At 40.3% G+C, this 15,129-nt stretch carries 18 protein-coding genes; 11 read left to right on the top strand and 7 right to left on the bottom strand.

What is annotated here, in order from left to right:
• From Q1A31_RS20525 to Q1A31_RS20535, 3 genes are all read right to left on the bottom strand, one after another.
• The coding region (locus tag Q1A31_RS20525) for a hypothetical protein (protein ID WP_299881541.1) at positions 1–405 on the bottom strand (405 nt) is incomplete at its 3' end.
• A 36-nt stretch (positions 406–441) separates the two neighbouring features.
• Positions 442–1,149, bottom strand: coding sequence for a hypothetical protein (locus Q1A31_RS20530; protein WP_299881544.1), 708 nt, complete (start codon positions 1,147–1,149; stop codon positions 442–444).
• Between the two features lie 189 nt (positions 1,150–1,338).
• Entirely contained in the window at positions 1,339–2,244 is a 906-nt protein-coding gene (locus Q1A31_RS20535) for a hydrogen peroxide-inducible genes activator (RefSeq protein ID WP_299881547.1), read from the bottom strand.
• Between the two features lie 234 nt (positions 2,245–2,478).
• Between Q1A31_RS20535 and Q1A31_RS20540 the strand changes: the two genes are divergently transcribed.
• Together Q1A31_RS20540 and gorA are read left to right on the top strand one after the other, a co-directional pair.
• Positions 2,479–3,213 carry a glutathione peroxidase gene (locus Q1A31_RS20540; protein ID WP_299881550.1) on the top strand — a complete coding sequence of 245 codons (735 nt, stop codon included), beginning with the start codon at positions 2,479–2,481 and terminating at the stop codon, positions 3,211–3,213.
• Positions 3,214–3,641: 428 nt separating this feature from the next.
• Positions 3,642–5,054 (top strand): glutathione-disulfide reductase, encoded by a 1,413-nt coding sequence (gorA, locus tag Q1A31_RS20545; RefSeq protein ID WP_366943061.1) that lies wholly within the window; start codon positions 3,642–3,644, stop codon positions 5,052–5,054.
• 310 nt (positions 5,055–5,364) lie between these two features.
• Here gorA and Q1A31_RS20550 read toward each other — a convergent pair whose 3' ends face one another.
• Positions 5,365–5,934 carry a DUF4124 domain-containing protein gene (locus Q1A31_RS20550; protein ID WP_299881553.1) on the bottom strand — a complete coding sequence of 190 codons (570 nt, stop codon included), beginning with the start codon at positions 5,932–5,934 and terminating at the stop codon, positions 5,365–5,367.
• A gap of 15 nt (positions 5,935–5,949) precedes the next feature.
• Positions 5,950–8,058, bottom strand: coding sequence for an EAL domain-containing protein (locus Q1A31_RS20555; RefSeq protein WP_299881556.1), 2,109 nt, complete (start codon positions 8,056–8,058; stop codon positions 5,950–5,952).
• Between the two features lie 274 nt (positions 8,059–8,332).
• Between Q1A31_RS20555 and Q1A31_RS20560 the strand changes: the two genes are divergently transcribed.
• The 5 genes from Q1A31_RS20560 to Q1A31_RS20580 all read left to right on the top strand — a co-directional run bounded on the left by Q1A31_RS20560 (position 8,333) and on the right by Q1A31_RS20580 (position 11,170).
• Positions 8,333–8,734 (top strand): VOC family protein, encoded by a 402-nt coding sequence (locus Q1A31_RS20560; protein ID WP_299881559.1) that lies wholly within the window; start codon positions 8,333–8,335, stop codon positions 8,732–8,734.
• Positions 8,735–8,822: 88 nt separating this feature from the next.
• A complete protein-coding gene (locus tag Q1A31_RS20565) occupies positions 8,823–9,101 on the top strand; it encodes a hypothetical protein (protein WP_299881561.1) in 279 nt (92 codons plus the stop codon).
• 117 nt (positions 9,102–9,218) lie between these two features.
• Positions 9,219–9,497, top strand: coding sequence for a DUF211 domain-containing protein (locus Q1A31_RS20570; protein ID WP_299881564.1), 279 nt, complete (start codon positions 9,219–9,221; stop codon positions 9,495–9,497).
• A 3-nt stretch (positions 9,498–9,500) separates the two neighbouring features.
• Positions 9,501–10,076 (top strand): hypothetical protein, encoded by a 576-nt coding sequence (locus Q1A31_RS20575; protein ID WP_299881567.1) that lies wholly within the window; start codon positions 9,501–9,503, stop codon positions 10,074–10,076.
• A gap of 173 nt (positions 10,077–10,249) precedes the next feature.
• On the top strand, positions 10,250–11,170 hold the full coding sequence (locus Q1A31_RS20580) for a dienelactone hydrolase family protein (protein ID WP_299881570.1): 921 nt from the start codon (positions 10,250–10,252) through the stop codon (positions 11,168–11,170).
• A gap of 161 nt (positions 11,171–11,331) precedes the next feature.
• Here the strand turns inward: Q1A31_RS20580 and Q1A31_RS20585 are convergent, their stop codons facing one another.
• Together Q1A31_RS20585 and Q1A31_RS20590 are read right to left on the bottom strand one after the other, a co-directional pair.
• The gene (locus Q1A31_RS20585; RefSeq protein WP_299881575.1) at positions 11,332–11,628 is read right to left on the bottom strand and encodes a type II toxin-antitoxin system RelE/ParE family toxin; all 297 of its coding nucleotides are present in this window, start codon (positions 11,626–11,628) and stop codon (positions 11,332–11,334) included.
• 2 nt (positions 11,629–11,630) lie between these two features.
• Positions 11,631–11,891, bottom strand: coding sequence for a type II toxin-antitoxin system ParD family antitoxin (locus tag Q1A31_RS20590; protein ID WP_299881580.1), 261 nt, complete (start codon positions 11,889–11,891; stop codon positions 11,631–11,633).
• Positions 11,892–12,124: 233 nt separating this feature from the next.
• Between Q1A31_RS20590 and Q1A31_RS20595 the strand changes: the two genes are divergently transcribed.
• The 4 genes from Q1A31_RS20595 to Q1A31_RS20610 all read left to right on the top strand — a co-directional run.
• A complete protein-coding gene (locus Q1A31_RS20595; protein ID WP_299881583.1) occupies positions 12,125–12,754 on the top strand; it encodes a hypothetical protein in 630 nt (209 codons plus the stop codon).
• A 113-nt stretch (positions 12,755–12,867) separates the two neighbouring features.
• Positions 12,868–13,512 carry a GDSL-type esterase/lipase family protein gene (locus tag Q1A31_RS20600; protein ID WP_299881586.1) on the top strand — a complete coding sequence of 215 codons (645 nt, stop codon included), beginning with the start codon at positions 12,868–12,870 and terminating at the stop codon, positions 13,510–13,512.
• Between the two features lie 790 nt (positions 13,513–14,302).
• Positions 14,303–14,464 carry a hypothetical protein gene (locus Q1A31_RS20605; protein WP_299881589.1) on the top strand — a complete coding sequence of 54 codons (162 nt, stop codon included), beginning with the start codon at positions 14,303–14,305 and terminating at the stop codon, positions 14,462–14,464.
• A 54-nt stretch (positions 14,465–14,518) separates the two neighbouring features.
• Positions 14,519–15,129: hypothetical protein (locus Q1A31_RS20610; RefSeq protein ID WP_299881592.1), on the top strand; the 611-nt coding region annotated here is incomplete at its 3' end.

Raw genomic sequence — 15,129 nt, forward strand, 5'->3', positions numbered from 1 at the left:
TTCAACAGATTCAACAGATTCAACAGATTCAACAGATTCAACAGATTCAACAGATTCAACAGATTCAACAGATTCAACAGATTCAAGCAAGTTGCGAATTGTATCCGCAGCGTCAGTTATCGCTTTTGATGATAAAGGTTTTGCAACCCATACGGCGTTGGGTATTTCTTTCTTGCTGATCGATAGAATAATCCCGGGCTTGTTGCTTGTTTTTATAATTTCATCCCAGTGGTCTACTGCTCCGGGATAATCATAATCAGTAATAAATGCATCGGCTTCATCTTCACCTACAAGGGTGTATATAGACTTGCCAGCCGTACTAAAATAATAATCCAGAATAGCGTCATTTTGATCACTAATTTCAAGGATCGCAATACGGATTTTATCGGTATTTTTATTGAACATAGTATTTTTATTCTTGTTAGTTCTGTCGAGTAGGTCCTAGCTAAATATCTGTTCTCTTAATTTTTTTAATGCGCCACCCAATGGTTTCTTTTTTGCTGTTTCGGGCTGTATTTCTCTACTTTTACTGTATTGCTCCAGATAGGCAAGTTCTTCCAGTAACTGTTGGTTTTCACCGTCTTTTGCTATTGCTTCTTTTAGAATTGTCTTAGCCACATCAAGTTGTCCAAACTCCATACAAGATCTCGCTTCTTCTAATGGAGATAATTTTGGATCATCAGACTCATCTTTTTCGATATGAATTAAAGGATGATCAGGGCCGTGCAATCCATCAGAGAGCACTGAGCCTGCAACCCATTTATACCCCATGCCTTTTTTTATGCCTGTTTTAATCCACATCGCAAAATACAACGTATCTTTTTTATCGAGATAAGGCATAGAGGCTTTTAACAAACGAATACGTAATTGCGCTCCTGCATCTTTTAAAACATAAAAAAGATCGTGCAAAGAGCCCGCTAATAATTCTGCATCTTTGTGTTGCATAGCAAAAAATACACGATGTGTGTGTAATGCCAGATCATTTGGATTTCTACGAATAGAGTGAGAATAAAAATGCCATGCAGTATCAGGATCTACTTGTTTAATCGCAGCTTGAGCTTCAGATTTTGATAAATCCTGTAATGGGAAAATCAACGGCAACGCTGGATGAATCGCCGAATTTAGAGATTGAGTCTCAACTGAAGACATATAGATTCCTTTTTATTCTTCTTCTGTTTTATCTTTTTATAATTTTTTTATATTGCCTGATGAATCAAAACTCTAGCGTGATAACCAGTTCTAATAAACAATCATCAAGTTCTAAACATCGCAATTATATGAATCCGATATTATGTCAAGCATGCTTAACGCAACCTTAAGTTAGCTCTTCAGGCTAATTTACTGGGCTTTAGATGCTTGCATGGTTTTTATAGTCTCACCCAAAAGCTTAAACTCGTCCTCTCTGGCGCTACCTTTTCTCCACGCCAAACCAATCTCGCGATAGCTCTTTTCATCCAGTGGGTATGTCTCAATATCGGTGTGTTGTAAGAGCGATGAGTTTTTAGCCATTTCAGTGAGATAGGTGATACCAATATCAGAATCAACCATGCTAACTAGCGTTAATAAACTACTCGCAGCGAAGCGACTTACTGTATCCTGATTTCGGATTTTACAGGCGGATAAAGCATGATCACGAAGGCAATGACCATCTTCTAAAAGCAATACACTTTCTTTGGGTAAACTATTTAAGGAATAATTATTTGGATCGAAAATTTTGCTATTTTTATGACACGCCAAAGAAAAGTGGTCCTTAAACAACGGCATAATTTCAACATTACTTAACTTGTAAGGGAGTGCGATCAGAATTAAATCCAACTCACCTTCAATGAGTAGATCATGCGATGACTGAGTTGTATCTTCACGCAGGTATAGCTTTAAATCAGGAAACGATGAACGTAAGTTTGGTAATAAATCAGGCAGAATAAAAGGCGCAATCGTAGGGATTACACCAAGATTCAAGCGCCCGGTGAGTGGCTTTTGATTACTATGGGCAACTTCTGCAAGATATTCTAAATCTCTAAGACAAAGACGTGCGTGATTAGCTATCTCGCGCCCCGTTCGAGTGATAGTGACACTTTTGTTGGTGCGATCTACCAGTTGCGCCCCTAAGTGAGATTCTAGTTCTTTGATCGCTACACTAAAGGCTGACTGAGAAACAAAGCAGGCTTTTGCCGCATTGCCAAAATGTTGATATTTTTCCAGCGCTACAAAATATCTAAGTTGTTTTATCGTAGGTAAGATCATGAAAATCGTATCCGTTGTCGCGTTTTATACAGTGATCTATTTTATAGAATGCAACGATAAAAACAATATAATTTACAGATTGAATTTATCTCTCTATGATCCACATCAACTTCATAACAGATTGAGAATTTAATCATTGTTTTGTTACATACAACCCATATGATTATCTCATCGAATTTATTAACCATTTTTTATTAACGACTACTTATTTAATCTAAATAAAAGGAAACAAAAATGTCATTTGAAAACAAAGAAGGACAACGCGTCCCTAACGTTACATTTCACACACGTCAAGACAACGAGTGGGTAGACGTAACTACTGATGAATTATTCGCTGGTAAAACAGTTATCGTATTTTCACTACCTGGTGCATTCACGCCAACATGTTCATCTGCACACGTGCCACGTTATAACCAGTTATTACCTGCATTTAAAGAGCACGGCGTTGACGATATCCTATGTGTATCAGTAAACGATACATTCGTAATGAACGAGTGGAAAGAAGATCAAGGCGCTAACGACATCACATTCATCCCTGATGGAAACGGTGAGTTCTCAGAAGGTATGGGTATGCTGGTTGATAAAGATGACTTAGGTTTCGGCAAGCGTTCATGGCGCTACTCTATGCTCGTTAAAGACGGCGTAGTTCAGAAAATGTTTATCGAAGCAGACGTTGATGGCGACCCGTTTGATGTTTCAGACGCTGACACTATGCTTAACTACATCGCATCAGATGCAAAAGTACCAGCAAGTGTGACAGTAATGTCTCGTAAAGGTTGCCCATTCTGTGCAAAAGCGAAAGAAATGCTTACAGAAGCTGGCTATGAGTACGAAGAGCTAATGATGGGACGTGACTACACAGACCGCAGCTTACGTGCAATGGTTGGTACATCAAGCGTTCCACAAGTGTTCATCGATGGTGATCATATTGGTGGATCGTCTGAGTTAGAGACTTGGTTAAAAGCGTAAGTCATTCCTGATTAATGATCTCGTAACCTGTTAGCTTAGGTATATGTCTGGCTGATAGGCGAGAATCACATTCTTCAGAAGTAACTTATAATTAGTTAAGTTACGAACATGCTGACCATTCTTTTTAGATGGTCAGCATCTGTTTAAAGAAACAGCTCGTTATATCTATTTGTACAAGATCTGATTTGTTCTAATCATCCTTGTGCAACTAATCAAATAGAAAAAACGCCTATAAGTGGGGGGGTGTGTTAAAACTCCATTACAAATTAAGTAATAACTCCTGATAGTGTTTATATTGCGTTACAGGGCAAGGCGCTTACGCACGGAGACTGTGAGCATACAATAGGTATGTGATCAGTCGAGTACGTAAGTAACGCCGCAATGGAATGCAAGATGAATACTATGTGGAGTTATTTAAGGAAAGAATCATGAGCAATCATTACGACCTAATCTCAATCGGCGCTGGCAGCGGCGGTCTATCAATCGCAGAACGTGCAGCATCTTACGGCGCTAAAGTTGCGGTTATTGAAAACAAAGAACTTGGCGGAACCTGTGTCAATGTAGGTTGTGTGCCGAAAAAAGTTATGTGGTATGCGGCAGGTGTGGCACAAGGCTTAATGGATGCTCAGGATTACGGTTTTGATGTCGATCTGGAAGGTGACGCAGGCAAACTAAACTGGAAAAAATTAGTTGATAAGCGCGAAAACTACATCGGCGGTATCCTCGATTGGTACGATGGCTACCTAGGTGGTGCTGGCGTAGAAGTGATTGAAGGTGCAGCAAAATTCCTTGATAACAAAACAATCGAAGTTGATGTCGACGGCGAAAAAATCACCTACACAGCAGATAACATCGTTATTGCTTCAGGTGGTCGTCCGATTATTCCAGCAGATATCGAAGGCTCAGAACTCGGATTAGACTCTGATGGTTTCTTCCAGGAGCTGCACGATATACAACCTAAAAAAGTCGTTGTAGTCGGTGGTGGTTATATCGCACTAGAGCTTGCGATGCTAATGGATGGACTCGGTTCAGATGTATCTGTCTTGCACCAGGGCTGGCCAGTGCTCGAAGGTTTCGACAGCACCATTCAAGCGGCGCTTTCACAACAAATGAAAGATGATGGTCTCAAGCGCTATCACGATGAAATCATCAGCAAAGTGGTTGATCAGGGCGAAGGACCAGATGGTCTCAAGCAAGTCACCATTGAATTTGAAGATGGCACAAAAATTACAGATGTGGATTCACTCATCTGGGCAATCGGACGTCGTCCAAACACAGACAATATTGGCCTGGAAAATACCGACGTTGAAGTCTCTCCACGCGGAACAGTCGTTGTAGATGACTACGAAAAAACCACCGTAGACGGTATTTACGCCATCGGTGACATCATCGGTAAAGCCCCACTAACGCCAGTTGCAATCGCAGCAGGTCGTCGTTTAGGTGATCGTTTATACGGCGGTAAACCAGAGCGTAAAATGTCATACGACGATATCGCTACAGTAATGTTCACGCATCCACCGATTGGCACAATTGGTATGAGTGAAGAGAAAGCACTTGAAGTGTATGGCGATGATGTTGCCAATGGTGGAATAAAAGTCTACAAAACAGACTTCGTACCGATGTACCACACCATGACACGCCACAAAGTGAAAACTCACATGAAGCTAATCGTGCAGGGCGAAAACGAAAAAATCGTTGGTTGTCACGTGATTGGTCTAGGTGCCGATGAAATGCTACAAGGCTTTGCGGTAGCGATTCGCATGGGTGCAACGAAGGCGGACTTTGATGATACGATCGCGATACATCCGGTATCAGCAGAAGAATTAGTCACAATGAAATAAAATAATCACGCAGAGCATCCATCTTTTCCTCCAGCTCGGCGTTGCTCCTGTGCTCGAATGGTCACGTATACTTATACGCTCACATTCTGCGCGCAGGTGCGCCTTGATCTGAAGTAAAATTTGAATGCTCTGAGCGATTATTTAGAAGTTAATCATAGGGTTGTACGCTCAAACATTCTGCGTGCGGTCGCGCCTTGATTTGAACCAAAATCTAAACGCCCTACAAGTAGTATTGATTATAAAAAAGCCCCTGATTCAGGGGCTTTTTTATATCTGAAAGTCACCCCCCTACTTATAGGGGGTTTTTTAATTATTTGAATTGTCCAAACGCCGCATCTAACTGCATCCACGCGATAGCGTCTGATGCATTATTATCAGCGATGGTATCGGTTTGTCTGCCGCCACCAGCCATATAATCTTTGACGCATTTTTCCATCGTAGGTGGTTTAAGTTTTCCAGATTTTTCCTGTTTTTCGAATTCATCCATTTTGGATTTAGGTACTTTTCCAGCACTTATTGCTTGTCTTAGCTGGCTTTTGATTTTAGATATAACCGAAGGAGCTTTACTGATCGCTTTTCCACATTGGGCGCGTGCGTGTATCTTGGTGTTGGGTTTCTTCTTGGTTTTTGTATTTTTTGACTGGGTGCTGTTGCCTGTATTAGTTGGCTTGGCAAAACTTGAAGAAGGTCTTAATGACGATTTAGGTGTTTTGCGTACTTTAAATTCTTCATTCGAGAGGACTTTTTTCTGCGCTGGTGGTGGCGTGGAAGTGTAGTGCGTTTTACCGTCGGCGTCAGTCCATTTATACACTTTGGCAAAACCCGATGTGCTTATCGTTAGTCCTAATATCAGCATGAAAAGTGTTTTTTTAGTATGCATCGTTTGTCCTGTTTTTTAACTTTTAAGCACAACTTCAGTCGGCTTTTGAATAAAGTAACCCTGCGCGTAATCGACATCGATGATGTTGAGTAAATTCAAGATTTCCTTGGATTCAACATACTCTGCCACTGTCTTCAAGCCCATGGTATGAGCCAGATCGTTAATCGCTTCTACTAGCGTTCTATCAACCGAATCCGTTAGAATATCTTTGATAAAGCTGCCGTCTATTTTTAAATAATCGACAGGAAATTCTTTCAAATAGGTCAATGAGCTTAAGCCTGTTCCAAAGTCATCCAGAGCAAATTTAACGTTGAGTTTTTTCATTTCTTTCATGAAGCTTTTGACTAAATCCTGATTCGCAATAGCTGCTGATTCTGTGATCTCAAAACACACTTGAGCAGGGTTTATCCGATGTTTCATCATCAGATATTTAACCATTACCAAAAAGTCGGCTTCACTCAGCGATTGACCTGAAAGGTTAATCGATATAAAGCCATCATTACTTAAGTCAGTAAAATACTTATTACTCAAGGCAGAAAAGGCTCGATCGATAATTGCCAGATCCAGCTTTTTCATCAAATTGTATCTTTCTGCGGCAGGGATAAATGTGTTTGGTTGTACAATCTCGCCGTTATCACCCAGTAGGCGAACTAGGATTTCATGATGCGTGTAGTTGCTGCCTGCTTCAATTGCGACAATTTTTTGACTGTAGATAAGGATTCTGTTCTCTTTCAACGCTCTGGAAATGCCGGAAACCCACTTCATTTCGACTTTTCTAAGATTCAGAATCTCATCGTTTTCACGATAAATTTGAACGCGATTTCTGCCTTCGTCTTTAGCCATATAGCAGGCTAAATCTGCACATCTCATTAACTGATCTACATTCATAGAATCTTTGTTTATAGCGACAACACCAATACTCGCGCCTATATCAAATAAATGCTCATCTTTAACAAAATGATAGTTTTTGATAATTTTACATATCTTTCTGGTTTTTGATTCAGCTTCCTTCACCGTACGATTAGTAAGCAGAATGCCAAACTCATCACCGCCAAGGCGTGCGACTAAATCAGGTTTGACCAGTTCTTTTTGCAACTCATCACTGATTCGACACAACAACTCATCACCAGTCGCATGTCCGCAAGTATCATTAACCAATTTGAATTGATCGAGATCCAGAAAACACATGGCGTGAGTATTATTGTTATTCTTGGCATCGCTTATTAGCGACCTTGCTTTTTCTTCAAAGCTAAGACGATTAGGTAACTTGGTCAGGGTGTCATGTTTAGCCTGCCAAAATAATAGTTTTGTCACTCCTTTGGCTTTGACCAGGTCTCGCGAAAAGAAATAAGCCAAACCGCTCAAACCGATAATCAGAGAACTCAGTATCCATAAAATAGTAAATTTGCTGTTTTTCGAGGCAATTGCATGCATTTCATCTACGGGAATCTGTACGAAAATAGCACCGAGTAATTGATGTTGTTTCCAGACTTTTCCGCCGACAGTATTCTGTGAGGCGCGTCTTTTAAGGATATCTGGATTCTTTTCGTATTCGTTGTGGCAACTAACGCAAGATACCTGGGTCGCAGGGTCTGCTTTTAGGTAGAGTAAGGTTTCCTTGCCTTCGAATTTTTCAACACGATGTATTGGCTTCCAGTCTATCGCTTTTGTGGGGTTTGCTTGATCCTGTTGTTCCAGTTGAGACCAGGCATCTTTTAGAAAATCATTGTTTAGATCCTGATTATTATCCAGATTCCATTTACTCACAGCGCGATATTTATATAAACCATCAGCATCTTCAGACGCTTTAGTCGCCATACTTTTCAGGAATTGCGCTGGTATGGGTAGTGCGCCATGCTTATTGTGATAATCCCTATCTGAGAAGCCAATCTCGTCTTTTTTGACTTTATCCAGAATCTGCATGGTATAAACCGACCGAGCCGCTGACGCTTGTCGGGCAACAATCTCTGCAACACTAAGTGCTTGATTTCTAATGATAGTATTCTCGGATTTAATCATAACGAAATACCCGGAAACACCAACAACCAGCAACAGTAATCCGACCAGGAATACTATTTTAGTAGTTTGGCTAAAACTGGGGGTATTTAGTCTAGATTGGAGCATTTATATTCAGCTGTTATTATTTTTATAAATTATTGGTTAACTGATGATGATAATTGCGTATACAGCAACTGTCAAAAGCCTAAGACCAAAGGCAAATTCAACGAAATATTTCGTGTTCTTCGGTTTTTTATCAATCCAATATTTAATCAAATATCGACTCAAATAGTTAACTAAATACACAGGCAAACATTGTTTTGCTTATTAGCGATTGTTGAATAACAATGTTTAGTAAGCACGCAATATCTCATACCTATTTACCCAGCAAGGAAAACTCATGGCAAATCAAAACCCTTTTATTTGGCAGGAGCTGGTCACCCCTGATCAGCAAACCAGCAGAGATTTCTACAGCAAGCTGTTTGGCTGGACGACAAAACAGGTAGATGCCGGCGACTATGGCAGTTACACGATATTTAAAAAAAATGGGGTAAGTATCGCCGGTATGATGGATGCAAATTTAGATACCGTTGGTAAAAGCAGTACAAGCAATGATAAAAATGAAAACTCTTACTGGCATCCCTATATCGCGGTTGACGACATAGAAGAAAGCGTCACACAAACCGTAGCGCTAGGCGGCAAAGTCATGGTGCCACCACAGCATGTACCAGATGAAGGATGGATTGCGGTAATCGCTGACCCGAATGGGGCAGTGGTGCATCTCAAGGAGCCTCTTAAATAGGCAAATGGAATTATGAATAATAAAAGGCACCCCCCTACTTTGAGGCGGTTTTTCTTACTTTGCGATTTAGAAAGGGTATCCTAGACTGATGAATCCATCCAAAGACAACGTAGAACCACAATACCCTCCCGTAAAGAAAACCACAAAGAGCGCATTTCAGAAGTCAGCGCTGTACTTTGCAGCGGGCAGTATTATCTTGGCGATCGCCAGTGTGATCTATTTGTCTATAGAAATTGATACACTCGGTTGGCAAAATCCAATCAGTGCCAGCCTCTTAGCCTCTACTTTTTTCTTTATGTTTGTGGCGTTGGTTTTAATTGTTATTGGCACAACGAATATCCCCAGTTTCAAAATTGGTAAAGACTGATTTATTATTTATAGAGATACCCCTTACCTTTTATGAGGTTTGTTTTTCAAGCAATGAAAATATCTGCTCTACGGAACGTCATCAAGGTCGGGGGTGTACATATGTTAAGGTATTATCATGATAAAAGTGAAAAAACTGGTTCTAGATATCCTCAAACCGCACCAACCCAATGCGCTGGAATTCGCATCTGCACTGGCTGAACAGGCAGGTGAAATTCAGATAACCCTGAGTGTTGTCGAAGTCGATGAAAAAACCGAAAGTGTGATCGCAGAAATCGAAGGGGATGATATTGACTATACATGTCTTACTGAACACATCAAAGCGTTAGGCGCCTCAGTACATAGTATCGACGAGGTCCAGGTTATTAGCGCTGATAAGAAAGAAAACAGTGACTGATTAATGAAGGACAATGTTTATTCCCGCATTCTAATACATGCAAATCGCGCCAAAGGAATAGCACGAAGGTACTTTGTCACCAATGGTTTTGATGGCGCACTAACCATGCTGGGTTTAATGGTGGCATTCGCCTCTAGAGAGAATGTAGAGATAACGATTGCTATTACAGCCTGTCTCGGCGCTGCCATTGCACTGTTTATGAGTGGTATCAGTAGCGCCTACCTGAGTGAAGTAGCAGAAAGAAAAAAAGAGTTAGAAGATCTTGAAGGAGCGTTACTCTCTGATCTCAGTGAATCAGACTATGGCAGGGCAAGTCGTTATGTGCCAGTACTGGTAGCGCTGGTTAATGGCCTTTCACCATTACTTATCTCACTATTGATTATAACGCCATTATGGTTAACACAAATAGGCATTAGCTTACCCATATCACCATTTATTGCAGCCATAATTCTGGCGATGATCATCATCTTTTTCCTCGGGGTAATGCTCGGGGTGCTAGGCAAAGAGTTCTGGTTGTGGACTGGCTTACGTACTCTGGCGATTGCAGGATTAACCTTGCTGATAATTTCGATGGTTTAAATCAAACCATCAATTTAAAAAGTACATAACAACACGCCCCAGGCCTTTACATATTTTTACATTTATCCACTCCCAAAATCTGAACAGAACTCTATACTTAATGCCATGCGCAGTGTTTTTAGAAAAGCATAGAACGTGAAATAAACAGAATAAAATAAACACAGGAGTCAATAATGCAAAGCCCGAATCTACAAAACAAGAATCAGCAAGACAAGCAACCTCAAATCCCACAAGAAGCATTCGATTGGTACGACGAATACGCCCACGGTTTTATCGATCGACGCACATTTTTATCGCGCCTCGGCAAACTTGGTGTTGCAGGTTTAACCATGAGCATGGTCTCCAGTGCATTACTGCCTAATTACGCACTCGCCGAACAAGTCTCCTTCAACGATGAAATGATTAAAGCGACTTATCAAGAATTCGATTCACCCGAAGGTCACGGCAAAGGCAAAGGCTATTTAGTCGTTCCCACAGTCATCGACGACAAAGCGCCAACGGTATTGGTCGTGCATGAAAACCGTGGTCTAAACCCCTATGTAAAAGACGTCGCAAGGCGCGTCGCAAAAGCCGGCTTTATTGCATTTGCTCCTGATGCGTTGCATACACTTGGCGGTTATCCCGGTAATGACGACGAAGGTCGAGCCATGCAAAAATCACTCGACAGAGGCAAAATAGAACAAGACTTTATCGCCGCCGCTAAATTCATCAAAGGTCACGAAAAAGGCAATGGCAAACTTGGCGTGGTTGGTTTCTGTTTTGGTGGCTACATCTCCAATATGCTCGCTGCCGCAATCCCCGATGTGGTCGATGCCGCGGTTCCGTTTTACGGTACACCCGCAAGCGCCGATATCATCCCAAATATCAAAGCTCCACTAATGATACAACTGGGCGAATTAGACAAACGCGTCAACGCCACATGGCCCGATTACGAAAAAGCCTTAAAAGCGATCAAAGCCAACTATCAGGTATTTATTTATGAAGGCGTAAATCATGGTTTTCATAATGACTCAACGGGGCGTTATGATGAAAAAGCCGCAGAACTAGCCTGGTCGCGTACCATTGCGTTTTTTGAAGAGCATTTGGATACATAGAAATGGACGCATAAGAATAGTCGCATAAGAGGGATGCTTAAATAGCATGCTAAAGCGAAATCACTGAAATAGGGAAGGGTGGCTTGAGATAAGAATCATTAAAGTCACCCCCTACTTTTGAGTGATATTTATATAGAGCTAGGCGTATTTTAAAAAAATATTTAAAAATGACGCGGATAATCCATAGACTTATGAAGTATTCGAATAATGGAAAGTCGGTTTTTTGTTACTCTAAAGAAAACGATATGTGAAACAACATGATAGGTCATTAAGCCTGCTTTTATATAATCACATTGGCTGCCTAAGTTAGGATTGTCCGCGAGTTTGGTAAAGGCATTGTTCAAATCATGAATATATTGAATTGCACGATTTTCACCAAATTCGTTATAACTATAGTTATAAATCTTTTCTAAATCATCTTCGGCTAACGGGCGAAGTAGAATCGTTCGATCTGGCATGACTATCTTTTGTCATCAGTAGTTTTTGCTTTCATACGATTAAGGAAAGTATCAACATTCCACTCTGATAAATCACCGCTATTTTCTCCATCATCAATAAGTTGACGTAAAGCTTCAAGCTTTGAACTGGCCTGTTGCTCTTTAAGTAAACGTAAACCTTCTCGTACTACTTCGCTCTTGGTTTTATAACTGCCGGACTCAACAAGGTTATCAATGAAACCAAGTAGCTCTTTACCTGTATCGACAGTAATTGTTCGTGACATGATTACATCCTATTTAGTAAATGTAAGAAATATTCTTATAAAGAATATATAAGACATAGTCTTACAATTCAAATAAATAGTTTAAAAGGGTCACCCCCCTACTTATAGGCACTTTTTACTCACCGCAACTCAACCATAAATTTCCCCCTAACATCATAAAACACCTCAGATTTTCTTGTTCTAATGTAGAATGAACGCGACGGAATAACTAACAAGCCCTGTTCATTTTAAATATGCAAAGTTTTATAGATTTGTACCTACATGAAATCACTTCTGTGGGTCAGCAACTCCTGATTTTCCTGCATTTATTCGCCTTTGCATTTGCTATCGTAATGATAGTCAGTACAGATGTGAAAATAATCACGTCAAGAAAATTAGATGTATCAGAAGTGCATCAGCTTGGTAGAAAAATCACCTCCTTACTCGTCATATTATGGCTTACCGGAATAGCGCTTTTAGCGATTAAACCCGGTCTGGATTTGGAATTAATCTTTGCCAACTCAAAATTAGCCGCAAAAATTACAGTGGTTAGCGTGTTGACGATCAACGGATTGTTATTGCATTTATTAGTCTTCCCGAGTTTTAGATCACGCCAGAAAGCACAGCGGATTGTCGTCGTGTCATGCATATTCACCGCCATCAGTACCACCTCGTGGATTTATGCCGCCTTAGTCGGTGCTGCGCGTGTGGTTGCGCCAATCATGAATTACGAACACTATATGATCATATATTTAGCGATATTAGCGTTCGCACTGTTGATATCCGTGGTGGTCGTTTATCCGCTGATGCGAGAAATAGTCAAATCAATCAGTTATCCCGAAGCGGCAAGTCAGTCACCGGCACGCTCGCTTAAAAAAGCGTAAGAGCGTTATAAAAAGACACCCCCCACCTTTTAGGCACTTTTTTAAAAAGCGCCTCAACAACGGCTCATCAGCTCAATTATCGTTATTTGATATTTTCTTACATAATTTAACGCATGAGAATCAATCACCAAGCATTAGCCAGAATATCCATAACGTTTAAACACGCAGTCACCGTATTTATTCTGGCGCTGTTTATTCAAGGCTGCGACAGTCAGAAGGCACTATCGCGCGTTTCCACAGAAGCGACGATACTGGCATTTGGCGATAGCCTCACAGAAGGAGTGGGGACGACTAAGCAACACAGCTATCCGAGTGTTTTAGCGCAACTCAGCGGTCGTAAGGTGGTGAATGCAGGTATATCGGGAGAAGTCACCGAAGAAGGTCTGGCACGGCTTGCCGATGTGATTGCAGAAACCAATCCTGATCTAATGATACTGCTGCAAGGCGGTAATGATATTTTACGCAATCACAACTTACAGCAAACCAAGCAGAACCTGGCGGCAATGATAGCATTGGCAAAAGAGCAGGGCGTACAACTGGTATTGATCGGCGTGCCGCAAAAACAGCTTTTCTCCGATGTTGCGCCTTTCTATAAAGAACTGGCAGAAGAACATAAACTGGTTTTCGATGGCGAATTAATCTCCAGCTTGCTCCGCACACGCTCGTATAAATCCGATATGGTGCATTTCAATAAAATCGGCTACCAGAAAATGGCCGAAGAGATATATCAGTTGTTAATTGATAATGGTGCTTTATAGCACTGAATTAAGACATAACTTGGCTGTTATATGGTTAGTAAATAATACCGAATGAATCTCTGAAAAATAAAATATCATTAGCTATTGAGTCCTTTGTAAAAGGTACTAGTAATATTTCAGTACTGAAAAACTCAATCAAAGCAAGTGGAAAAGGTCTAGAAAATTTATCTTACTATATGATTAAAGAACTAGATATCTTTTAACCATATCACAATTTGCAGATGAAGAAGGTTGCGAAATGGAAATCGAAAAAGTAATTTCAGTAATTCAAAAATGGCTCAAAAAGGTCCCATCTTAATATGGAGAACAACTCATATATACAAGTTGCTTCATCGGAAAAACTTCTCGCTCGCATTTTTCCGCTGAGCAAGGCGATATGTTCATGTCATCCGATGTGAACATAGAGGATAATTTATAAAGTTGAATGGGATTCTTCAATCCGACTTACTGCGCTGGTGGTATACCTTTTGTCAGAAGTAAGTGCTTATTTATATGATTATTTGGTATTGTAAATGTTGATTTAAGTCATATTATATTAACAATAATTTACTATAGTCTGCACATAAGTAGGCTGTTCTCATTGACTTTTTTATGGATTACTTGTATAAAATGTACACCTCAAAGGGGTTTGGAGTTAATACCACTAACTAAGTGGTTATTGACACCGTGTGTTTTTTTACTGTAGTATCCGACCGCTTTATTGCAACCAGATTGCAAGCATTACAATAAAAGACTATTGGAATCATTCATGGCTCGTAATTTAATTTTCGGAAGTGCATCTAGTACTAGGATGTTCAGAACTAGAAATTCTAGGAAGCTGTCTCTGGGTTACCGTGTTGGATTTGACGGTACAAGTAAGTCTAGCAATCACCTTGATGGTATTATTCGAGCCGTTAAAAAGTACGGTACTGGTAAAACCGAAAAGTATAAAGTTACTGATTCGGAAGATTGACTTAGCTTATAGTTGCATCTATTCTGAGATGGCTTTTTAATCGGATAAAGCCACATGCAACTATCACAAACAGTACTTGTAGTCTCCTTCTATCAAGTATTCCCAGGCAAAGAAAATACTATTTACTCAAAGTTCCAAGATGAATACCCTCAATATGAGGTATTTAAGACATTGGGTAGTTTTGATTTAGCCTCTTTTACTGAAGTTTCTGATTATGACGATAACTCGCTGTCTATTCTTCTGGATGGTGTGTCAGCAAAACATACAATAACTGCCTATAAGTGGGATAGTACATATAAATCACCACAGATAAACGTATGGTTGAAGGATTCTACTATCGTTGGTTTTGTTTTTTTGGAATTTGATAAATTTAATAATACTTTTTACGATACCACTACGCTTCTTGAGGCTTTTTTTGAACATTTTTATAAAGAATCAGGGTGGAGTGAGGAGCAGGTTGCGTTCTATGGTGGAATAGGAAAAACTGATATATTTGCAGTTATTAAGTCAGAAGAGTTAGAAGAGTTATTTGACTTAGCAAACTTCCTACGATCACTATCTTTAAGTGACATACTTGATGTAACCAGTGAAGCTGAAGAAGCTGAAGAAGCTGAAGAAGCTGAAGAAGCTGAAGAAGCTGAAGAAGCTGAAGAAGCTGAAGAAGC

The sequence above is a fragment of the uncultured Cocleimonas sp. genome, from assembly GCF_947495625.1.
Taxonomy (GTDB): domain Bacteria; phylum Pseudomonadota; class Gammaproteobacteria; order Thiotrichales; family Thiotrichaceae; genus Cocleimonas.

Excerpts from the sequence above, each read along its gene's own strand:
- Q1A31_RS20595 (WP_299881583.1), top strand. The coding sequence starts at position 12,125 with ATGCAAAGTTTTATAGATTTGTACCTACATGAAATCACTTCTGTGGGT.
- Q1A31_RS20560 (WP_299881559.1), top strand. The coding sequence starts at position 8,333 with ATGGCAAATCAAAACCCTTTTATTTGGCAGGAGCTGGTCACCCCTGAT.
- Q1A31_RS20565 (WP_299881561.1), top strand. The coding sequence starts at position 8,823 with ATGAATCCATCCAAAGACAACGTAGAACCACAATACCCTCCCGTAAAG.
- Q1A31_RS20550 (WP_299881553.1), bottom strand. The coding sequence starts at position 5,934 with ATGCATACTAAAAAAACACTTTTCATGCTGATATTAGGACTAACGATA.
- Q1A31_RS20540 (WP_299881550.1), top strand. The coding sequence starts at position 2,479 with ATGTCATTTGAAAACAAAGAAGGACAACGCGTCCCTAACGTTACATTT.
- Q1A31_RS20580 (WP_299881570.1), top strand. The coding sequence starts at position 10,250 with ATGCAAAGCCCGAATCTACAAAACAAGAATCAGCAAGACAAGCAACCT.
- gorA (WP_366943061.1), top strand. The coding sequence starts at position 3,642 with ATGAGCAATCATTACGACCTAATCTCAATCGGCGCTGGCAGCGGCGGT.
- Q1A31_RS20590 (WP_299881580.1), bottom strand. The coding sequence starts at position 11,891 with ATGTCACGAACAATTACTGTCGATACAGGTAAAGAGCTACTTGGTTTC.
- Q1A31_RS20585 (WP_299881575.1), bottom strand. The coding sequence starts at position 11,628 with ATGCCAGATCGAACGATTCTACTTCGCCCGTTAGCCGAAGATGATTTA.
- Q1A31_RS20600 (WP_299881586.1), top strand. The coding sequence starts at position 12,868 with ATGAGAATCAATCACCAAGCATTAGCCAGAATATCCATAACGTTTAAA.
- Q1A31_RS20570 (WP_299881564.1), top strand. The coding sequence starts at position 9,219 with ATGATAAAAGTGAAAAAACTGGTTCTAGATATCCTCAAACCGCACCAA.
- Q1A31_RS20575 (WP_299881567.1), top strand. The coding sequence starts at position 9,501 with ATGAAGGACAATGTTTATTCCCGCATTCTAATACATGCAAATCGCGCC.
- Q1A31_RS20535 (WP_299881547.1), bottom strand. The coding sequence starts at position 2,244 with ATGATCTTACCTACGATAAAACAACTTAGATATTTTGTAGCGCTGGAA.
- Q1A31_RS20605 (WP_299881589.1), top strand. The coding sequence starts at position 14,303 with ATGTTCAGAACTAGAAATTCTAGGAAGCTGTCTCTGGGTTACCGTGTT.
- Q1A31_RS20555 (WP_299881556.1), bottom strand. The coding sequence starts at position 8,058 with ATGCTCCAATCTAGACTAAATACCCCCAGTTTTAGCCAAACTACTAAA.
- Q1A31_RS20530 (WP_299881544.1), bottom strand. The coding sequence starts at position 1,149 with ATGTCTTCAGTTGAGACTCAATCTCTAAATTCGGCGATTCATCCAGCG.